This window comes from Actinomyces sp. oral taxon 897, from assembly GCF_002999235.1.
Lineage (GTDB): Bacteria > Actinomycetota > Actinomycetes > Actinomycetales > Actinomycetaceae > Actinomyces.
The window spans coordinates 221,245-241,139 of the sequence record NZ_CP027236.1 but is presented as its reverse complement, the minus strand read 5'-3'; the positions used below and the strand labels follow the sequence as shown (position 1 = coordinate 241,139).

Annotated in this window: 13 protein-coding genes; 8 read left to right on the top strand and 5 right to left on the bottom strand. The window is 73.1% G+C overall.

Annotation, left to right across the window (positions count from 1 at the left end; translation table 11 throughout):
• Positions 1-375 precede the first annotated feature (375 nt).
• The 3 genes from C3V41_RS01000 (at position 376) to C3V41_RS00990 (ending at position 5,734) form a co-directional block, all read left to right on the top strand.
• Positions 376-4,251: a multifunctional oxoglutarate decarboxylase/oxoglutarate dehydrogenase thiamine pyrophosphate-binding subunit/dihydrolipoyllysine-residue succinyltransferase subunit gene (locus C3V41_RS01000; protein WP_106110572.1), complete on the top strand. Its 3,876-nt coding sequence runs from the start codon at positions 376-378 to the stop codon at positions 4,249-4,251.
• Between the two features lie 125 nt (positions 4,252-4,376).
• Positions 4,377-4,961, top strand: coding sequence for a GDSL-type esterase/lipase family protein (locus tag C3V41_RS00995; protein WP_106108725.1), 585 nt, complete (start codon positions 4,377-4,379; stop codon positions 4,959-4,961).
• Positions 4,962-5,050: 89 nt separating this feature from the next.
• Positions 5,051-5,734 (top strand): copper homeostasis protein CutC, encoded by a 684-nt coding sequence (locus tag C3V41_RS00990; RefSeq protein WP_106108724.1) that lies wholly within the window; start codon positions 5,051-5,053, stop codon positions 5,732-5,734.
• Between the two features lie 219 nt (positions 5,735-5,953).
• On the opposite strand, the gene C3V41_RS14475 is transcribed toward C3V41_RS00990, so the two are convergent.
• On the bottom strand, positions 5,954-6,028 hold the full coding sequence (locus C3V41_RS14475) for a 50S ribosomal protein bL37 (RefSeq protein ID WP_370444841.1): 75 nt from the start codon (positions 6,026-6,028) through the stop codon (positions 5,954-5,956).
• 212 nt (positions 6,029-6,240) lie between these two features.
• Between C3V41_RS14475 and C3V41_RS00985 the strand changes: the two genes are divergently transcribed.
• Positions 6,241-8,703: a variant leucine-rich repeat-containing protein gene (locus tag C3V41_RS00985; RefSeq protein WP_106108723.1), complete on the top strand. Its 2,463-nt coding sequence runs from the start codon at positions 6,241-6,243 to the stop codon at positions 8,701-8,703.
• Positions 8,704-8,913: 210 nt separating this feature from the next.
• Here C3V41_RS00985 and rsrA read toward each other — a convergent pair whose 3' ends face one another.
• The 4 genes from rsrA to C3V41_RS00965 all read right to left on the bottom strand — a co-directional run bounded on the left by rsrA (position 8,914) and on the right by C3V41_RS00965 (position 12,397).
• The gene (gene rsrA / locus C3V41_RS00980; protein WP_106110571.1) at positions 8,914-9,294 is read right to left on the bottom strand and encodes a mycothiol system anti-sigma-R factor; all 381 of its coding nucleotides are present in this window, start codon (positions 9,292-9,294) and stop codon (positions 8,914-8,916) included.
• Positions 9,294-10,085: a sigma-70 family RNA polymerase sigma factor gene (locus C3V41_RS00975; RefSeq protein ID WP_441299712.1), complete on the bottom strand. Its 792-nt coding sequence runs from the start codon at positions 10,083-10,085 to the stop codon at positions 9,294-9,296. The genes rsrA and C3V41_RS00975 overlap by 1 nt, the downstream gene beginning before the upstream one ends.
• A 328-nt stretch (positions 10,086-10,413) precedes the next feature.
• A complete protein-coding gene (locus tag C3V41_RS00970) occupies positions 10,414-10,629 on the bottom strand; it encodes a hypothetical protein (RefSeq protein WP_106110569.1) in 216 nt (71 codons plus the stop codon).
• 169 nt (positions 10,630-10,798) lie between these two features.
• Positions 10,799-12,397: a TROVE domain-containing protein gene (locus C3V41_RS00965; protein ID WP_106108722.1), complete on the bottom strand. Its 1,599-nt coding sequence runs from the start codon at positions 12,395-12,397 to the stop codon at positions 10,799-10,801.
• A 1,477-nt stretch (positions 12,398-13,874) separates the two neighbouring features.
• On the opposite strand from C3V41_RS00965, the gene C3V41_RS00960 reads away from it, so the two are divergent.
• The 4 genes from C3V41_RS00960 (at position 13,875) to rsgA (ending at position 19,875) form a co-directional block, all read left to right on the top strand.
• Positions 13,875-14,351: a DoxX family membrane protein gene (locus C3V41_RS00960; protein WP_106108721.1), complete on the top strand. Its 477-nt coding sequence runs from the start codon at positions 13,875-13,877 to the stop codon at positions 14,349-14,351.
• 267 nt (positions 14,352-14,618) lie between these two features.
• Positions 14,619-16,853 (top strand): NADP-dependent isocitrate dehydrogenase, encoded by a 2,235-nt coding sequence (locus tag C3V41_RS00955; protein WP_106108720.1) that lies wholly within the window; start codon positions 14,619-14,621, stop codon positions 16,851-16,853.
• 158 nt (positions 16,854-17,011) lie between these two features.
• Positions 17,012-18,625, top strand: a complete 1,614-nt coding sequence (locus C3V41_RS00950; protein ID WP_106110568.1) for a 3-phosphoshikimate 1-carboxyvinyltransferase — start codon at positions 17,012-17,014, stop codon at positions 18,623-18,625.
• Complete coding sequence (gene rsgA / locus C3V41_RS00945; RefSeq protein ID WP_106108719.1) at positions 18,622-19,875, top strand: ribosome small subunit-dependent GTPase A; 1,254 nt, start codon at positions 18,622-18,624, stop codon at positions 19,873-19,875. Before C3V41_RS00950 ends, rsgA begins: the two co-directional genes overlap by 4 nt.
• Positions 19,876-19,895 lie beyond the last annotated feature (20 nt).

Below are 19,895 nucleotides of genomic sequence, written 5' to 3'. Positions count from 1 at the left end.
CGGCGGCGTTGTCGCATAGTACCTTGCACGTTATCACCGTCACTGCCTGACAGGCAGGAGCGACTAAGGGGGTCGCCCCACCCTCTGGGCGAACCCCGGTCCGCACTCCTGCAGGCGCCCGGCGGCGCGGGCCGGTACCCGGTCCCTGCCGGCCGTGCGGCCCAGCAGGCCTACGACCGGCCGGACGGGCACGGTCCCCGCCGACCGTGCGACATAGCCGCTGTTCCTGCGTGGTTCGTGTGGCGGGGACCGTAAGATGGTGTGCGCCACCAGGCCGCCTCGTGCCGCCGAACCACAAGACCAGTTGAGGAGTTTCGAGCTGTGTCGAGCAACGTCACCGGTTCCTGGGAGTCCGCCTTCGGCGCCAACAAGTGGATGGTGGAGGAGATGCACGAGGCCTGGCAGGCTGACCCGGGCTCCGTCTCACCCCAGTGGCGTGCCCTCTTTGAGGGCGGGGACCCGGCCGCCACGCCACCACCCCGGACCGGGGACAACGAGGTCCCCGCCCTGGTCAGGGCCGGAGCCCTAGGCCTCGCCCCGGAGCCCGCCTCCCGGCCGGCCGACGGTGCCAGCACCGTGGCCCCCCTCCCCCGCACCGTGCGCACCACCGACCCCGCCGTCCCGGGGCCGGGGGGCCGTCCCGGGACCGTCCTGCGCCGGGGGGCCGGCACCGTCCAGGACGTCACCCGATCGGACCTGCCGCCGGCCCCGGCGTCGGACACCGCCCCGCCCACCTCGCCCTACGTACGGCACCTGCCCCACCCCCACGCCCCCTCCCCGGAGGACGGCGCCTGCGCCGACACCAGCACCCGTCTTAAGGGGGCCGCCGCCCGCACGGCGGCCAATATGGAGTCCTCCCTGACGATCCCGACGGCGACCTCGGCCCGGGCCGTGCCTGCCAAGGTCCTCATTGAGAACCGGTCGGTCATCAACAACCACCTGGCCCACACACGCGGCGGCAAGGTCTCCTTCACCCACCTCATTGGCTGGGCCGTGGTGGAGTCGCTGGTCGAGATGCCGACCATGAACGTCTCCTACGCCCTGGACGAGCAGGGTCGTCCGGCGTTGCGCGAGCCCGCGCACGTGGCCTTCGGCCTGGCCGTCGACGTGCCGGGGGCACGCGGCGAGCGCCGCCTGCTGGTACCCAGTATCAAGCGCGCCGACCTGCTGGACCTGGACGGCTTCGTCTCCGCCTACGAGGCCCTGGTGGCCCGGGCGCGCACGGGCCGCCTGGAGGTGGAGGACTTCCGGGGCACCACGGTGACCCTGACCAACCCCGGCATGATCGGCACCCTGCACTCGGTGCCGCGTCTCATGCCCGGTCAGGGCCTCATTGTGGGGGTGGGCTCCATGGCCTACCCGGCGGCCCTGGCAGGGGCCAGCGAGCAGACCCTGGCCCGCGCGGGGATCGGCAAGACGGTGACCCTGACCTCCACCTACGACCACCGGGTCATCCAGGGCGCGGCGTCCGGGGAGTTCCTGCGCCTGGTGGAGCGCAAGCTCCTGGGGCTGGACGGGTTCTGGGAGCGGGCCTTTAAGTCCCTGCGCATCCCCCACGAGCCCGTCGTCTGGGCCCGGGACGCCACCTACGACCCCGAGCTGGAGACCGGCAAGCCGGCCCGGGTGGCCGAGCTCATCCACGCCTTCCGCCAGCGCGGGCACCTCGCGGCGGACACCGACCCCCTGACCTACCGCCAGCGCCGTCACCCGGACCTGGACATCTCCTCCTACGGGCTGAGCCTGTGGGACCTGGACCGCACCTTCCCCACCGGGGGCCTGGGCGGCACCGAGCGGGCCACGCTGCGCCAGATCCTGGACCGCCTGCGCCAGGCCTACTGCCGCACCGCGGGCATTGAGTACATGCACATCCAGGACCCGGCGCAGCGCCGCTGGTGGCAGGAGCGCCTGGAGGGCGAGTGGTCCGCGGTGGGGGCCGGCGAGCGCCGTCGGATCCTGACCAAGCTGGGCCAGGCCGAGGCCTTTGAGACCTTCCTGCAGACCAAGTACGTGGGCCAGAAGCGTTTCAGCCTCGAGGGCGGGGAGTCCCTCATCGTGGCCCTGGACCGGCTCCTGGACGCCGCGGCCCACGACGGCCTGGACGAGGTGGTCATCGGCATGGCCCACCGCGGCCGGCTCAACGTGCTGACCAATATCGCGGGGAAGTCCTACAGCCAGGTCTTTGACGAGTTCGACGGCAACGCCGTCATCGAGGGCGCAGGCACCGGGGACGTCAAGTACCACCTGGGCACGGCCGGGACGTTCACCGGCACCGACGGGGTGAGCACCCGGGTGTCCCTGGCCGCCAACCCCTCCCACCTGGAGACGGTCGACGGCGTCGTGGAGGGGATCGTACGCGCCAAGCAGGACCGTATCGGCCTGGGTGAGAAGGGGTACACGGTCATGCCGGTCCTGGTCCACGGTGACGCGGCCTTCGCCGGGCAGGGGGTGGTCTACGAGACCCTCAACATGAGCCAGCTGCCCGCCTACCGCACCGGCGGGACCGTCCACGTCATCGTCAACAACCAGATCGGGTTCACCACGGGGGCCGCGGCGGCGCGCTCCACCACCTACGCCACGGACCTGGCCAAGGGGCTGCAGGTGCCGATCTTCCACGTCAACGCCGACGACCCCGAGACGGTGGCGCGCGCCGCCCGCCGCGCCTACGAGTACCGGGCGGCCTTCCACAAGGACGTCATTATCGACATCATCTGCTACCGGCGCCGGGGCCACAACGAGGGTGACGACCCCTCGATGACCCAGCCGGTCATGTACCGTCTCATTGACTCCCTGCCCTCCACGCGCGAGGTCTACACCACCGACCTGGTGGGGCGCGGGGAGATCACGCCCGAGCAGGCCCAGGCCATTACCCGTTCCTACCACGAGGAGCTGGAGCGGATCCTCACCGAGACCCGGGAGCACCACGCCGCCTCGGGGATGGCACCGGGCCCCGAGGAGCCCACGGACCTCAACGACCCCACGCAGGTGGGTGTGCCCCGCTCCAGCCTGGAGGTGACCTCCAGCCAGGAGGCCGGGGCCGGCATGATGATCGGCTGGACCTCCGCCGTGGACCGCGCCGTGGTCCAGCGCGTCGGCGACGCCCAGGTGGCCTGGCCCCGGGGCTTTGCCGTCCACCCCAAACTGCGCACCATGCTGGAGCGGCGTCAGGCCGCCAGCCGCGAGGGCGGGATCGACTGGGGCCTGGGCGAGCTCATCGCCCTGGGCAGCCTGCTCATGGAGGGGGTGCCGGTGCGCCTGGCCGGGGAGGACGCTCGGCGTGCCACCTTCGCCCAGCGCCACGCCGTCCTGCACGACCACGAGTCGGGGGCCGAGTGGACCCCCCTGAGCTTCCTGACCCCCCACCAGGCGCCCCTGGAGATCTACGACTCCCTGCTCAGCGAGTACGCGGCCCTGGCCTTTGAGTACGGCTACTCCGTGGAGCGCCCCGAGGGGCTGACCGTGTGGGAGGCCCAGTTCGGGGACTTCGCCAACGGCGCCCAGAGCGTCATCGACGAGTACGTCACCTCCGCCGCGCAGAAGTGGGGGCAGCGCTCCGGCCTGGTCATGCTGCTGCCCCACGGCCAGGAGGGCCAGGGGCCGGACCACTCCTCGGCCCGGATCGAGCGCTACCTGCAGATGTGCGCCCAGGACAACCTGTGGGTGGCCCAGCCCTCTACCCCCGCCAACCACTTCCACCTGCTGCGCGAGCAGGCCTACCGGCGCCCGCGCCGCCCCCTGGTCGTCTTCACCCCCAAGCAGCTCCTGCGCCTCAAGGCGGCGGCGAGCGCCGTGGAGGACTTCACCACGGGCACCTTCCAGCCCGTCATCGGGGAGCAGGAGGCGGTGCTCGCCCACGCCGGGGACGTGGAGCGGGTGCTCGTCTGCTCCGGGCGGGTCTACTACGACCTGCTGGCTGAGCGGGAGCGCCGGGAGGGGCGGGTCCAGGACGGGGGCGTGCGTACCGCCCTGGTCCGCCTGGAGCAGCTCTACCCGCTCGACGCCGCCTCCCTGGCCCAGGCCCTGGCTCCCTTCGCCCCGGCCGAGGTCACCTGGGTCCAGGACGAGCCCGCCAACCAGGGCGCCTGGCCCTTCCTGGCGCTCCACCTGCCTGACGCCCTGACCGCCACGTCCCTGGGTGGCGTGCGGCTGCGGAGCGTCTGCCGCCCGGAGGCGGCGGCCCCGGCGGTGGGTACGGCCGGGGCCTACCGGCGCAGCCAGGCCGACCTGGTCGCGCGGGCCCTGGCGCGTCCCTGAGGCGTGGCTGGCGCAGGCCCGGCTGGCGCAGGCGTGGCTGGCGGCCGTCGTCGGCCTGCTGGCGACCCACTGGTGCCAGCGTGAGAGACTGTGGCCGGGGGTCGCAGAGACAGCCAGGAGGATGCGTGGACGGGGACAGGCTGCACTTCGTCGGCGACGAGCTCGTAGCCGGCTACGGGGACGCGCGTGCCCTGGGCTGGGTAGGGCGGGTCATGGCCCGCACCCCGCGCACCATCCTGTGGACCACGCTGGCGATCCCCGGGGAGACGACGGCGCAGCTGGCCGAGCGCTGGCAGGCGGAGGTCGTGCCCCGCTCCACCCACGCCGGGACCAACCGACTCGTCCTGGGTATTGGCATGGGCGACGTCATGGCCGGGGTATCGCCAGCACGCAGCCGCCTGGCGGTGGCCAATATCGTGGACAAGGCCATGGGGGAGCGCCGCTCCTGCCTGGTGGTGGGTCCTCCCCCGCTGCCTATGGCGGATCTGGAGGCGACCGCCTCCCTGTCGCGCGCCGTCGAGGACGTCTGCTACCGCCGCGGCATCCCCTTTGTGGAGACCTTTGCGCCGCTGCGCAACCACGACCAGTGGAGCACGGACGTGGCCGCCTCAGGCGGGAGGTACCCGGGCCAGGCCGGCTACGGGCTCCTGGCCTGGCTGGTCCTGCACAGGGGGTGGTACGAGTGGCTGGGAGTGCACCAGCTCCGGTAGGACGGCAGGGGGCCCGACGCCCCGCCCAGGGCACCCTCCCGTCCCCGGGGGCGGGGGCGCCGGGGGCCGGCGTGCTGGCGGAGGCGGGTGTGCTCGTCGAGCTGTGCGTGGAGGACCTTCAGGGGGTCCTGGTCGCCCGCCGGGCCGGGGCGGACCGGGTCGAGCTGTGCCAGGACCTGTCCTGCGGCGGGCTCACCCCGCCCCTGGGGCTGGTGCGCGAGTGCCTGGCCCACGCCCCGGACGGGGGCCTGCAGGTCCTGGTCCGTCCCCGCCCCGGCGGCTTCGCCTACTCCCCGCAGGAGGTGGGGCAGATGGTCCGGACCGTGACCTCGCTGCTCTCCCTGGGGCACCGGGCCCCGGTGAGACTGGGACTGGTGGTGGGGGCGCTGCGGGCCGACGGCCAGGTGGACACGGCTGCCGCCCACGCCCTGCGCCAGGCCGCGGGGGCGGCCCCGCTGACCTTCCACCGGGCCTTTGACCAGGTGCCCGACCAGGGGCGGGCCCTGGAGGAGCTTATTGCCCTGGGCTATGACCGGGTGCTGACTACCGGGGGCCACCCCGGCGCGGCCCAGGTGGGTCCTCTGGCCGGGTTGGTGCGCCAGGCCGGGGAGCGGATCACCGTCCTGGTCTCAGGAGGCCTGCGGGCGGGCAACGTGGCCCAGGTGGTGGAGCGCACGGGCGCCAGGGAGGTCCACATGCGCGCCCCCGCCCCGGACGGTACGGGCACGGACCCCGACCAGGTCCGGGCGATCCTGCGGGCCCTGGGACGCTAGCGGGGCCGCCCCGGAGCACGGGCGGAGCGCGCCCCGCCCGGACCAGCCGGCCCGGGGACGCTGCGTCGTCTCCCGCACCCGCTGGTCCCGCCATCGGTCCCAGGGGCCGAGCGAACCCGCCTCCGCGCCCGCTGGTCACGCGCCTGCACACGACGGCGGCCGGTCACCCCCAGAGGTGACCGGCCGCCGTGCTGCTCAGGGTACGCGGCGGGACCCGGCTCAGGCGTTGGGACGCTTGCCGTGGTTGGCCGCGGACTTGGCGCGCGCACGGCGCTTACGACCACGCTTGCTCATATCTGCCTCCTCGTGTCTGGACTGGCCCCACGAGGGGGCTCGGAACACGAGGGATTCTCGCACAACCGGGTTTACCGGGGCCAGCCGGCCCCCGTGATCCGGTGTGGGAACGGGCACACTCCACCGTCGGGCGTGCACAAATGACGTCAGAGGCAGGAACTGACCCGCGTATATGGGCGTCGTAGGGGCCCGGGACGCCGATAATGTCCCCTATGAGCGAGGAGCCCTCCCCACCCGCCGATGACGACGCCCGCGCGGCCGCCGACCCCCAGACCCCTGTCACCGAGCTCGCCCGGCTGGCTGCCGAGCGTCCCGACCTGCACCTGGCGCTGGCCACGAACCCCGCCACCTACGAGGACCTGGTCCGTTGGCTGGCCTCCAGCCCTGACCCGCAGATCGCCCAGGCCGCCCAGGCGCGCCTGGCGGAGTCCGTGATCCAGGGCCCACCGGACCCACTCCAGGCCCCGGCCGGTGAGGCCACCGGCGAGGAGGACACCGTCCACGCCGGCGAGCTCAGCGCCCAGGTCAGTGCCCAGGGCCCGGACGTCAACGCGCCGTCGGCATCCTCGCCACAGCACCCTGACGGGCCGCAGCCTCCCGGTGGCAAGGCGCCAGCTGCCACCTCACCGGCGGAGGCCGCACCTGCCGCCTCCACGTCGGCAGAGGCGGCGGGGGCGGCGGGGACGGACTCACTCAGCGCCGCCCCCGCCGCTACCGACTCAGCCGGCGCTCCGGTCAGCGCGGTGCCCGCCAGCACGGACCCGGCCCTGAACGCCGCACTGACCGGCACGCTGACGCCGGGCAGGCGGTCAGGACGTCGCCGGGGGCGTTACAGCCGCAGGCGTATCGCGGTCATCGCCTGCAGCATGGTGCTCTGCCTGGCACTGGGTGTCGGCGGCGGCTGGTTCCTGTCCCTGCCGACCGCCTCCCGGTCCTCCGGCCTCGTGCCCGCGGTCAGGGCCTCCGCCAGCCTGGAGGCGCTGCACGACTACCACCTGCGTCGTCTCAACGACGACGACTCCTCCCAGACGCTGGCCACCGTCGAGGGCACCACCGTGGCCCGGATGACCAACGGCTCCCGGGACGTCGTGGTGGCCCTGCCGCCTGAGGGCAGCTCGCTGCAGTGGGCCGTGCCCCTGCCGCCGGCGACCACCAGCTGCGCCGTTGACGGCTCCTCCCTGACCTGCGGCACCCTGCGTATCTCCGTGTCCGACGGCACGGTCACCGCCGACCAGGAGCCGGTCACCGACACCTCGGACCAGCCCGCGGACCAGGACACCGTCTTCACCAGAGCCGCAGGCTCCTCCAGCAGGCCCGCCTGGTGCGCGCAGGCCCAGGTCGACACCCTCCTGGCGGGCCGGACCGTGGACACCACCACCGTCCAGCTGTGCTCCCAGGGCACCGACATCACCGCCACCGAGGGCTCCAAGACCCTGTGGTCCCTGTCATTGTCGTCCACGGAGGCCGATCTCAACGCCATGGGGACGGACAGCGCCCCCCTGCTCCAGCTGCGCGGGAGCACACTGGTGCTGGCCCGGGCCGACGGCGTCTACGGGGTGGACGCCCGCACCGGCCAGACCACCTGGAACGTCCCGGCTCAGGTGGCCAGCTGGGCCATGGACGGCGACACCCTGCTGGTGGAGGACGGCTCCCGGCTGACCTCGGCGGTCTTTGGCGCCGACGCCGCGACGCCCACCCCGGGCCCCGTCTCCACCCCGGACCCGGGCCTGACCATGGAGGACATCAAGGACGCCACCCTGGAGCTGCCCGGGTACTGCCGGACGTGGCTGAACGGCCTCAGCGGCGTCCCCAGCTCAGGGCAGGTCACCTTCAGCGACGGGAGCGCCAGCCGCAACCCCAATATCCCGCCCTTTGCCACGATCAAGACGGTCCTGCCCCTGGTGCATCAGGGCCGGACCCTCAACCTGGTGGCCATGAGCTGCAACACGGGGAGCCCCTACACGTACAACTCCATCGGCCTGTACGACTCCTCCCTGTCCCTGCTGGCCAGCATCGACCAGGACGGCTACAACGTCGGCGGGCGCCTGCCCGACGCCCTGGTCCAGAACCTGGAGGTCATTGGCTCCACGGTCACCTTCGACCTGCCAGGCCTCGGTATCTACGGGGACGACTCCGTCACCCACTCCGCCGCCCGCAGCGCCACAGCGCACCTGGCCTACGTCTGGGACGGCACCGCGTTCACCCGGATCGACCTGTCCTACACGGTGCCGCGCGGCACCGTGCGTCCGCCCAGCACCAAGGCCGTCCAGGCCTGGTACGACCACGTCGCCGCCGGGGAGGACGACGCCGTGGCGGATATAACGGATCCCGAGCTCCTCAAGACTATTCAGGCACCAAAATACGATATCCACAGCCCTAAGACCGCGCGCGAGGAAATCACTCCGGCAGGTAAGTATGTTACCGGCTGCACCATACTCCCGTCCATGAGCGAACCCACAATTGTCAAGCAGACGACGATTATGAAGGTAAATGGAGTGTCTCGCGAAGTCACCACGATCCTGCACGCCATCAAGGCACAACCAGGAGACTTTATCTGCCTGGTGGACACCAGTCCTATCCCAGCAGCCGAAAGTCGCCCATATAACTCTTTCCTTCTGCGTACTGACGAGTCCGGCGCATTCACCGTGATCCAGCAAGGTATCTTCTGGGACTGAGCAGGGCCCTACGACTTATTCGGACCCAGAACAGAAACGTATGGGACTCGAACAGACATGACAGGTACTCGAGAGCGTCTCTACCCTGACCTGCCTTGGAGCGGATAGGGGCCAGAACGGAAACCTGTTCCTGGGCACATACCCATCCCCGGTCCGGGAAGGGCGGGGTGCGGCCCGCGGCTGGTGGCCGCGAGAGCGCGGCCCCGCGCTTTAGGGGTGCCGGTAGGTGACGCTCTCCACGGCGGTCACCGTCGTGCCCACCACTCCCTTAGTGCCAGTGGTCCTGACCGCTGAGACCGTCACCGACTCGCTGCGCATGACCGACAGGCTCCAGCGGACCCGCTCGCGCAGGGCCGCCGGGGCCTGCTCGGCGCACCGCGAGCGCAGGATCTCACGCAGGTGCCACTCGGCGTCGGCCACCTGTGAGCAGTGCGGGCAGGTGTCCACGTGCCGGGCCAGGCGCTCGGTGAGGTCGGCGGTGCACTCCTGGTCCAGGAACGCCTCCAGGTGGGCGCGCGCCTCCGCGCAGGAGCAGCCGGGGTCGGCGCCCGTGCCTGCCGTCCTGCCGGGCCGGTCCATGTCCTGTGCCATCACTTGCCCTCCGTCTGCCCGTAGCCGTACTCGCGCGCGTAGTCAGCCAGGAGCCCGCGCAGCTGGCGGCGCCCCCGGTGCAGGCGTGACATGACGGTACCGATCGGGGTGTCCATAATCTCGGCGATCTCCTTGTAGGAGAAGCCCTCGACGTCCGCCAGGTAGACCGCCAGGCGACGGTCCTCGCTGAGCTGGCCCAGCGCGTCCTTGATGTCGGAGTCCGGCAGGGAGTCCAGGGCCAGGGACTCGGCGCTGGGCAGGCCCACCGAGTCGTGGGAGGCGGCCCGGTGCAGCTGCCAGTCCTCCACCGCGTCGGCGTCGGTCTGGAGCGGCTGACGCTGCCTCCTGCGGTAGGAGTTAATAAAGGTGTTGGTCAGGATCCGGTACAGCCAGGCCTTGAGGTTGGTTCCCGGGCGGTACTGGTGGAAGGAGGCGAAGGCCCGCACGTAGGTGTCCTGGACCAGGTCCTCGGCGTCGGCCGGGTTGCGGGTCATGCGCATGGCGGCGCCGTAGAGCTGGTCGAGGTAGGGCATGGCCTCGGCCTCGAACCTGGCTGCGCGGGCGGCCTCGTCCTCGTCGGCCGGGGCCCGGTCCAGGACGTCAGCGTCCTGGTGGGTGGCGGCGTCCGCGGCGCCACCGGCGTCCCCCTCCCCCTGGTCCCCTGGGGCACCGACCAGGGCGTCGGCCCCGCCGGTGACGTCCCCGCCCATGGTGGCGGGGGCGGGGTCCCGGGGATCGACCACCTCGTCGGGGGTGGTCTGGTCTGTCTGGTCCTTGGTAGGCATCATCACCCACGAGCCTAGCGGTCCCGGCCCTGGTCGGCCGCACCCGCCGTACCGCCCCCTGCGGGTGGCGCGTCGGCCCGGACGCCTGCCTGGCTGCCCCGGTCGCCCCGCCCGGGTCCCGGAGGCGGGGCGGGAGGTGGCAGGCCGCGGGGGCGCTGGCGGCCCGGAGGGGTGGTTCACGCTCATACCCTGGCCAACCGGCACGTACCCCGGTTTCATTCCCCGTCCGTGTACCGAGCCCGCCCTTGGTGCGCACCGACCACGGGACCTGCTCAGCTGGTCGCCCCTCACCGCTGCGACCGGCGTCGGTCCTGGCGCCGCCTGGCCGCCTGCCCTACTGGGCCCGGCGCACGATCTGGGCAATGAGCTCGCGGCTGCAGCCCAGGGCCCGGGCGAGGGCCGTGTAGGACCAGCGCCCCGGCTCGTCGGCCCGCAGCCGCCAGATGAGCGCGTCACGCTCATTCCGGTACCGGGCGGCGAGGGCGTCGGCCTCGAGGGCCCTGGTATGCAGCTCGGCGGCGCGTGCCGCCAGGGGGTCAGAGCTGCCCACCCTGCGGGGCGCACGGTCCCGCAGGACGCCCTGACCGCCTCCCCGGGTACGGCCGGGACTGTCCACGTCGGCGTGGCCGCGGACCGTTGAGGCAGCGCGCCGGGCGCCAGGGGGGTGGCCGTCCCCTGCCAGGACGGCCACCCCCCTGGTACGTACACCACTCAGCGGGTCAGAGGCCACGGGCGAACTCCGAGATGAGGTTCGGTACCGCGGCGTCGAAGCCGACGACGTCGAGCATGCCCGGGTCGTCCGGGTCGGCGATGGAGAAGCCCGTGGAGGTCATGCCGACCACAATGAGCCGCGCGTCAATGCCGCTGCGCTCCCGGTAGCGCCGCAGCGCCTGGTAGGGGTGCACCTTGCCAGCCCAGGTCTCGTTGTCGGTGTAGACCACGAAGGTCTCCACCTCCAGCTTCTGCTTGATGGCGTACAGCATGGGCAGCGCGCAGTCCGTGCCGCCCATGGGGATGGCGTCCACCACGGCCAGGGCGTCGTCGAGACGGCGTCGCGGGGAGATGTCCAGCGGGGTCAGGGCGGGATTGCGCCAGCTGCTGGCCGTACCGGCGTCGGAGAAGCCGTAGGCCACCGCCTCCGGCTCGGTGGCCAGCTGCACCAGGGCCAGGGCCGCTGAGGCCTCCCGGGCGGTGATCCCCATGCCCGAGACCGACCAGTCCATGGACCCGGAGACGTCCAGGGCCAGCATGGTGCGCCTGCCTGAGGGCTCCACCGCGCCGAAGGCCGCGTAGAAGGCCGCGTCCAGGGCGTCGGTGACCTTGGTCGTGGGGGTCCACTCCGTGGTACCGCGGTAGGAGGTACCTGAGGCGTAGGTGCGCTGGGCGACCAGCACGCTGATCGGGTGCACGCGGGCGGCCCGCAGGCGCCTGGCGTCGGTCAGCTGCGCGCAGACCTCCTGGGTGCGCCCGCCGATCGCGGGCAGCAGCCCCAGGCGGGTCAGGCGCGGCAGCTGGCGCATGAGGGCGGTCATGGGCACGCCGACGTCGAGCAGGGCCTCCCACACCACGGGCTGGGTCAGCGCGGCGGCGGGCAGCATCTCCCAGGTCAGGCAGTAGTCGCGGACGATCCGCGCCCAGGCGGCGGCGTCGGTGGCCTGCTGCGCCTTGATAAAGCCCTCAATGAGGGCGGGGGTCGTCTCCCCGAGGCCGGCGTGGGTGATCCAGTCGAAGGTGGCCCGCAGGCTGGCGTCGTCGGTGCGCGGGTGCGCCAGGCGCAGCAGGTCGCGGTGGCTCCAGCCCTCGCGCTGACGGTACTTGACCGCCTGGTAGGCGAGGCTGTCGGCGTCGCGGCCGGTGTACCAGGAGCCGACGGCACGACGCAGACCGCGCCCCCAGCCGCGGAACTGCTCGACGTAGCGGGCGAAGGTGAACAGGTGCGAGCCGGTGCGGGCGACCTGGGGCAGCGCGCCCAGGGCGGCGTCGCGGGACTGCGGCACGGAGGTGGCGTAGGCCAGGGCGAACAGGGCCGGGTTCTGCCTCGGCGCCGCGCCGCTGGTCGAGACCTGCACGATCGTGTCGACCAGGGTGCGCGGGTCCTCGGAGGCCAGGCGCTCCAGGACCTTGACGTTGTCAACGGCCAGGGCGTGGGCGCTGGTGTAGTAGGTGCCGCCGTCCACGCCCAGGATGAGGAAGCGTCGCAGGCGCGCGACGTCGTCGAGGGCGAAGACGTAGCCGCCGGCGGAGTTGGCCACCTGCTTGGTGGTGGCCTTCTGGTGCTGCGGCGTAATCCGGGTGTTGATCTTCCTCAGTACGTCCACGTCCTCCCCTTCCGGACGACTTGTTCCTGGGCGACGGCCGGGCTGCGTACCTGCCGCGGCAGACTGGCAGGCGCGCCACCCGGCAGCCAGCTGGCCCACCGCACGGCCCGGCCGTGCGAACCTGCGCGGGTGGTGGCGGGCGTGGGTGTGGTCCCCGAGTTCCTCCGAAGAGGGCCGGGAATCGAACCCAGCTGTGCCAGTCGATAACCGGGGAGCCTCCGGCCCGCCGCCATCCCGCGCAGGTGCCGGTCTGTGCCGACAGCAAGGAGTGTAGACCCCTACACACCTGCAGGGCAAGCCTCCCCTCGACAGCCTTCCTGACGGACAGGCTCCTGCACGTCTGGAGGCAGGGAGGAGCCGAGGAGCGTGTGGGTGGTGGCAGCATCGGCTCAGGACGTGCGGCCCGGGGGATAGAAGGTGGTGTCCGGGCGGTCGTGTAAGGTGATGACCGTTAAAGGTAGCTGGCCGAGGCCACCTACTGAATCAGAACGCTCTACCGTTAAGCTAACGACGAATAAGACGTAAGCGTCTGCGCCTGAACTACCGGTCACGGCGGTACCGGTGAGTACAGCAGTAACGCCGCAGGGGACTCGAACCCCTGACCTGAACTGATTCAACCTGCAGCGATAACTGGCCATCTCCGGCCCGCCCGGACACCGCCCAAGTGTATCCCCTCCGCCTGGCGGGCGTCAAAGCCCGGCGTGTCCTGGGCGTGGGGCCCGGACGGTCGTGGAGATTGAGGGGTGGAGACCAGCCGCTCTGCCACGAGCCTGGTGTCAGGGACTTGAACCCCGAAAGCTGGGTTTCGTTTAAGAGACGATAACCATCCCTCGTTCGGCCCGCCCGGGCAGGGACCATTATAGGCCAGCACCTGCCCGTAGATCAAGGACGCAGCCCGCCAGGAGGGGCTCAGAGGACGGGGTGAGGTCCGGGCGGTCATGGTGGGCGTGACCGGAATGCCAGCCGCTCTGCCTACTGAGCTACCGGCGCGAGCACCGACGGGGACTCGAACCCCGGACCTGCTGATCCTTTCGACGGTAACCGGTCACTTCCGGCCCGCTCGGACGAGGCGAGTGTAGAGGTACCACCTATACGGTGTCAAGCCCTTGACGGGACTCGTCCTGGGTGCCCCTCGTCCTGGGTGCCCGCAGAGGCCTGGTGCCGCCCGCCGTCCCGGCAGCGCAGGACGCCGGCGGTGCCGGGACGGACCAGGCGCAGGGGCGGCAGAGGCCACCAGGGCGGATGCGGCCCGCGGGGCCATCGGACGCCGGGCCCCCACGGGCGCCGGCGACACCGGGGGTGCTCACGGCCTGCCCCCGTCCTGGGCGCCACGGTCCCCCGCGCACGCCAGAGCGACCACCGTGGGGCCCCCGCCCCCGGCGGCGACCCCACGGGCCCCGCGGGTGCCGGCGACACGAACGGCGGGGACTGGCTGAAGTACCCTCCTGCCGGGGGGCGCGTGGGCCAGGATTGGTCCATGGACCTCCTGCGCACCTTCGCCCGCCCCGTCCTCGCAGCGACCTTTGTCGTCGAGGGCGTCGACGCCGTCACCCGCCCCGCAGGCCACGTGCGCAGGTTCCAGCGGGTCTACTCCCCCTGGGAGCGCCTGGGGCTGCCCCCGCTCCTGAACGCCGACGTGCGCATGATGACCCGGGCCGCGGGGGTCGTGAGCGTCGCGGCGGGCCTGGGGCTGGCCAGCGGGCGGGCACCACGCAGCTGCGCCCTGGCCCTGGCCGCCCTCAATGTCCCCCTCACCCTCGTCAACCACCCGCTGTGGCTGTCCCGCGACCAGGAGGAGTGGCGCGAGGCGGTCCTGGGCTGGGTACGTCGGGCCACGCTCGGAGCGGGACTGCTCCTGGCCGCCGTGGACCGGGAGGGCGGGCTCCTGGGGGCGCAGGCCGACGGCCCGACGCCGGACGGCCCAAGGCCGGCGGGCGGCGCACAGCCCCACTGAGCCGCCCCGGCAGGGCCCGGGACCACCCGTCGGGTCCCGGCCAGCACACTGGCCGCCCCCGTGCGCGAGCTGGGCCCTCCTCGCGGACCTCTTGGCCGCACGCCCAGCCCCCGTACCCCGTGGCGGACGCCAGGTTGGAGTGGGCGGGCTCTTGGCCGCACGCGCAGCCCCCGTACCAGCGCGGGCTGGGCGCCCTGTCGCCGCACGCCCAGCCCGCCCTCGCGATACGCTCAGGCTACCCGTACGCCACAGGATGGGAGACCAGCCATGACCGTAACCCCCTCAGACAGCCCCAGCGACATTGTGTGGACCTGGACCGACGAGGCTCCCATGCTCGCCAGCCACTCCCTCCTGCCCATTGTGCGAGGGTTTGCCAAGGTCGCCGGCGTGAGCGTGGGGACGGCGGACATCTCCCTGGCGGGACGGATCCAGGCGGCCTTCGACCTGGCTGACGACGACCTGGGGCGCCTGGGGGCCCTGACCCGCTCCCCCCGGGCCACCATTGTCAAGCTCCCCAATATCTCCGCCTCCCTGCCCCAGCTCAAGGCCGCCATTACCGAGCTGCGCTCCCAGGGCGTGGCCGTGCCCGACTACCCCGACTCCCCCGCCACCGAGGCCGAGCGCGAGGTCCGCGCCCGCTACGACTCCGTCAAGGGCAGCGCCGTCAACCCGGTACTGCGTGAGGGTAACTCCGACCGGCGCGCCCCGGCGGCCGTCAAGGCCTACGCCCGCTCCCACCCGCACCCCATGGGCGCCTGGTCCCCCGCCTCCCGCACCCGGGTGGCCACCATGGGAGCCGACGACTTCCGTCACAACGAGCACAGCGTCATCGTCCCCGAGGCGGGCACGCTGCAGATCCGGCTGCGCCCGGAAGGGGGCGGCGAGACGGTCGTCCTGCGGGAGTCCCTGCCGGTGACCGCCGGGGAGGTGGTGGACGCCACGCACCTGGGGGCCGCCGCCCTGGACGCCTTCCTGGCCGACCAGCTGCGCGCCGCCAGGGACGAGGGGCTCCTGCTCTCCCTGCACCTGAAGGCCACCATGATGAAGGTCTCCGACCCGGTCATCTTCGGCCACGCGGTGCGCGCCGCCCTGCCGGGCGTCTTCTCCTCCTACGGCGACGTCCTGGCCGCCGCGGGCCTGCGCGCCGAGGACGGGCTGGCCTCGATCCTGGCGGGGCTGGACGCCCTGGAGCAGGGTGAGGAGATCCGCGCCGCCGTCGCCGCGGAGCTGGCCGCGGGCCCGCGCCTGTCCATGGTGGACTCCGACCACGGCGTCACCAACCTGCACGCCCCCAATGACGTCATTATCGACGCCTCCATGCCGGCCATGATCAGGGCTGGCGGCAGGCTGTGGGGGCCGGACGGGCAGCAGGCGGACACCCTGGCCGTCATCCCCGACTCCTCCTACGCGGGCGTCTACGCCGCCGTCATCGAGGACTGCAAGGAGCACGGGGCCCTGGACCCGGCCACCATGGGCTCGGTGCCCAACGTGGGTCTCATGGCCCGCAGGGCCGAGGAGTACGGCAGCCACGACAAGACCTTCGTCGTCCCCGTCCCGGGCACCGTGGAGGTCGTGGTGCTTCACGGCGCCGGGGCGCGCCCGGGCAGCGTCCTGCTGTCCAGCACGGTCGGCGCCGGTGACATCTGGCGGGCCTGCACCACCCAGGACGACGCCGTACGCGACTGGGTGCGCCTGGCCGTGTCCCGGGCCCGGGCCACCGGTGCGCCGGCGGTGTTCTGGCTCGACCCCGCCCGGGCCCACGACGCCGTCATCCGCACCCTGGCGGAGCGCTACCTGGCCGATGAGGACACCACCGGCCTGGACATCCGGTTCCTCGACCCGGTGGCGGCCACCCGCCTGTCCCTGGAACGGGCCCGGCGCGGGCAGGACACCATCTCGGTGACCGGCAACGTGCTGCGCGACTACCTCACCGACCTGTTCCCCATCCTGGAGGTGGGTACCAGCGCCAAGATGCTCTCGGTGGTGCCGCTGATGAACGGCGGGGGCCTGTACGAGACGGGCGCGGGCGGCAGCGCCCCCAAGCACGTGCGTCAGCTCCTCCAGGAGGACTACCTGCGCTGGGACTCCCTGGGCGAGTTCCTGGCCCTGGCCGAGGCCCTGCGGCACGTGGCCGAGGTGAGCGGCAACGCCCGCGCCACCGTGCTGGCCGACGCCCTGGACGCCGCCACGGGCAGGCTCCTGGAGGAGAACCGCTCCCCGACCCGCCGCCTGGGCGGGATCGACAACCGCGGGTCGCACGCCTGGCTGGCCCTGTACTGGGCGCGCGCCCTGGCGGCACAGGACGCCGACGCCGACCTGGCCCGGGCCTTCGCGCCCCTGGCCGACGCCCTGGAGACGACCAGCGCCCAGGTGCAGGCCGAGCTGCTCGCCGTCCAGGGCCACCCGGTGGACATTGGCGGCTACTACCGGCCCGACCCGGTCGCCACGGCCGCGGTCATGCGTCCCAGCACCACCCTCAACACCCTCATTGACGCCCTGTGAACGGCGCGGAGGACGTGGTGGGAGGCACCCCGACCGCCGGTAGCGGTACCGGCAGACGGCTGCCCGGCGACAGCGCGCCGGTGCGCCGCGAGCTGGAGGGAGGCGTCAGCGCCGCTGGCAGACGGCAGGGGGCGCCGGTGCGTCGCGGGCCAGGGGCCCTGCCGGCGGGGCGCGCGCCCGGAGCTACCGGGGCGCCGGTACCGTGGCCGGCCCCGCAGGCCCGTGGCCCCCTGGACGCGGTGGTGGAGCTGCCGGGCTCCAAGTCCCTGACGGCCCGGGCCCTGCTCCTGGCGGCGGTGGCCAGCGGCCCCAGTGAGCTGGTCGGTGTCCTGCGCAGCCGTGACACCGACCTCATGGTGGCCGCCCTGACCACCCTGGGGGCGCGGGTGGAGCCCCTGGACCAGGCGGGCACGCACCTGCGGGTCACGCCCGCGCCCCGCCCCTTCGCGGTGGGGAGCGGGGCGCGGGTGGACTGCGGCCTGGCAGGGACGGTCATGCGCTTCGTCCCGCCCCTGGCGGTCCTGGCCGACGCCCCTGTGACCTTTGACGGCGACACCGCCGCCCGCCGCCGCCCCCTGGGTCCCCTCCTGGAGGCCCTGGAGCACCTGGGGGCCAGCATCGACTACCTGGGTGAGGCCGGTCACCTGCCGGTACGGGTGACCCCCCGCCCCGCCCCCCACCGCGAGAACGGTACTTGTTCGCCGCGAGAACGGTACTTGTTCGCCGCGAGAACGGTCCGCACGGGATCCGAGGGACCGCGCGCGCCCGGTGCGGCGTCCGCAGCGGGCACGGTGGCGCCCGCCGTCAGGAGCGCTCCGACGGCGGTGCGTACCATAGCGGGCCCGGCCCGGGTCCACGTGGACGCCTCAGACTCCTCCCAGATGCTGTCCGCTCTGCTCCTGGTCGGCTCGCTCCTGCCGGACGGCCTGGAGGTCACCCCCACCGGCCCGGTGCCCTCCCTGCCCCACGTCGCCATGACGGTGGCCTGCCTGCGTGACCGTGGCGTGGTGGTGGACGAGCCCGACCCCACCCAGGTCCCAGGGCAGCGCACCTGGCGCGTGCACCCGGGGGCGCCGTCGGGCGGGAGGGTGGTGATCGAGCCGGACCTGTCCAACGCGGGCCCCTTCCTGGCGGCCGCCCTGGTGGCGGGAGGACGGGTGAGCGTCCCCCGCTGGCCCGCCACCACCACCCAGGCAGGTGACGCCTGGCGCCGCCTCCTGCCCCGCCTGGGTGGGCACGTCACCACCAGGCGGCAGGCCGACGGGTCACTGACCCTCACGGTCCGCGGCGACGGCAGGCTCCGGGGCGTGGACGTGGACCTGGGTGAGGTCGGGGAGCTGGCCACCACCGTCGCTGCCCTGACCGTGCTCGCGGGCGCCCAGGGACAGGCCTCCCGCCTACGGGGGCTGGCCCACCTGCGCGGGCACGAGACGGACCGCCTGGCGGCCCTGGTGGCGGAGACCAGGCGGCTGGGCGGGAGCGCCTACGAGGTCGCCGACGGGCTGGCCATTGACCCCTCCCCCGTGCACCCGGCCCGCCTGCGCACCTACGCCGACCACCGTATGGCCACCTTCGCCGCCGTCGTCGGCCTGGGGGTGGCGGGGGTGGAGGTGGAGGACGTGTCCGCGACCTCCAAGACCCTGCCGGGCTTCCCCACCATGTGGTCACACATGCTCTCATCCGCCGGGGCGTCAGGTGCGGCCGCAGCACCCGCCCCGGCAGACGCTCCAGCGGCCTTAACGCCCCAGGGTGCGGAGGGGTCGGCTGAGTGACACGCCGAGGCAGCCGGGACACCGGCACCGACGACCCCCGGGTGCGCGTCCGCCCGGGCCGGGGCTCACGCCCACGCACCAAGCAGCGCCCCGCGCACGAGGGCGCGCACCTGGGCACGGTGACCCGCATCGACCGCGGGCACTACCGTGTCCGCCTGGAGGAGACCGGCCTCACCCAGGACGGCAGGGGGGACATCACCGCCGTCAAGGCGCGTGAGCTGGGCCGGGGCAAGGTGGTGGTGGGCGACCGGGTGTCCGTGGTCGGTGACGTGTCCGGGCGCAAGGACACCCTGGCCCGCCTGGTGCGCACCCTGCCGCGTTGCACCCTGCTGCGTCGCTCCGCCGAGGACGGCGACGCCGCGGGCACCGAGAGACCCGTGGTGGCCAACGCCGACCTCCTGGTCATTGTCACCGCGGTAGCCGACCCCCAGCCGCGCCCCCGCATGATCGACCGCTACCTCGTGGCGGCCTATGACGCCGGGATGGAGCCGCTGCTGGTGCTGACCAAGTCTGACCTGGCCGACGCCGCCCCGCTGCTGCGCCTCTACGAGCCGCTGGGGGTACGCTCACTGGCCACCCGCCTGGGAGCCCAGGGCGCGGGAACCCCCGGCGGCAGGCCCGACGGGCCTACCGGGCCAGGGGGCCGAGCCGGCGGCGGGGACGACGGCGCCAGGCCCGGTGCCACGGGGCCCGGTGCCGAGGACCCGGCGGCCCCGGGCCCCGGCACGGAGGGGACCACCGGGGCAGCCGGCAGCGGACCGGCCGACCCGACCGGCATCGAGGCGGTCCGCTCCGCCCTGACGGGCAGGGTATCGGTCCTCGTGGGGCACTCCGGGGTCGGGAAGTCAACCCTCATTAACAACCTGGTCCCTGGTGCGGACCGGGCCACCGGGGGCGTCAACGAGGTCACCGGGCGCGGGCGGCACACCTCGGCCTCCCTCCAGGCCCTCCAGCTGCCCGGTGGCGGCTGGGTCATTGACACCCCCGGGGTACGCTCCTTCGGGGTGGCGCACGTCTCCAGTGCCGACGTGCTGCGGGGCTTCCCGGATCTGGTGGAGGTGGCCCGGGACTGCCCGCGCGGCTGCACCCACGAGGCCGACCAGCTCGAGTGCGCCCTGGACGAGTGGGCCGCCGGGGCCGTGGGACCCGCCCAGGAGGCAGGTGCGCTGGCGGTGCGCCGGGCACGGGTGGACTCCTTCCGGCGCCTGCTCGCCCCCGCGCTGGAGGCCGAGGACCCCACCAGGCTCTGAGCCGGGATCTGGGACGGGGG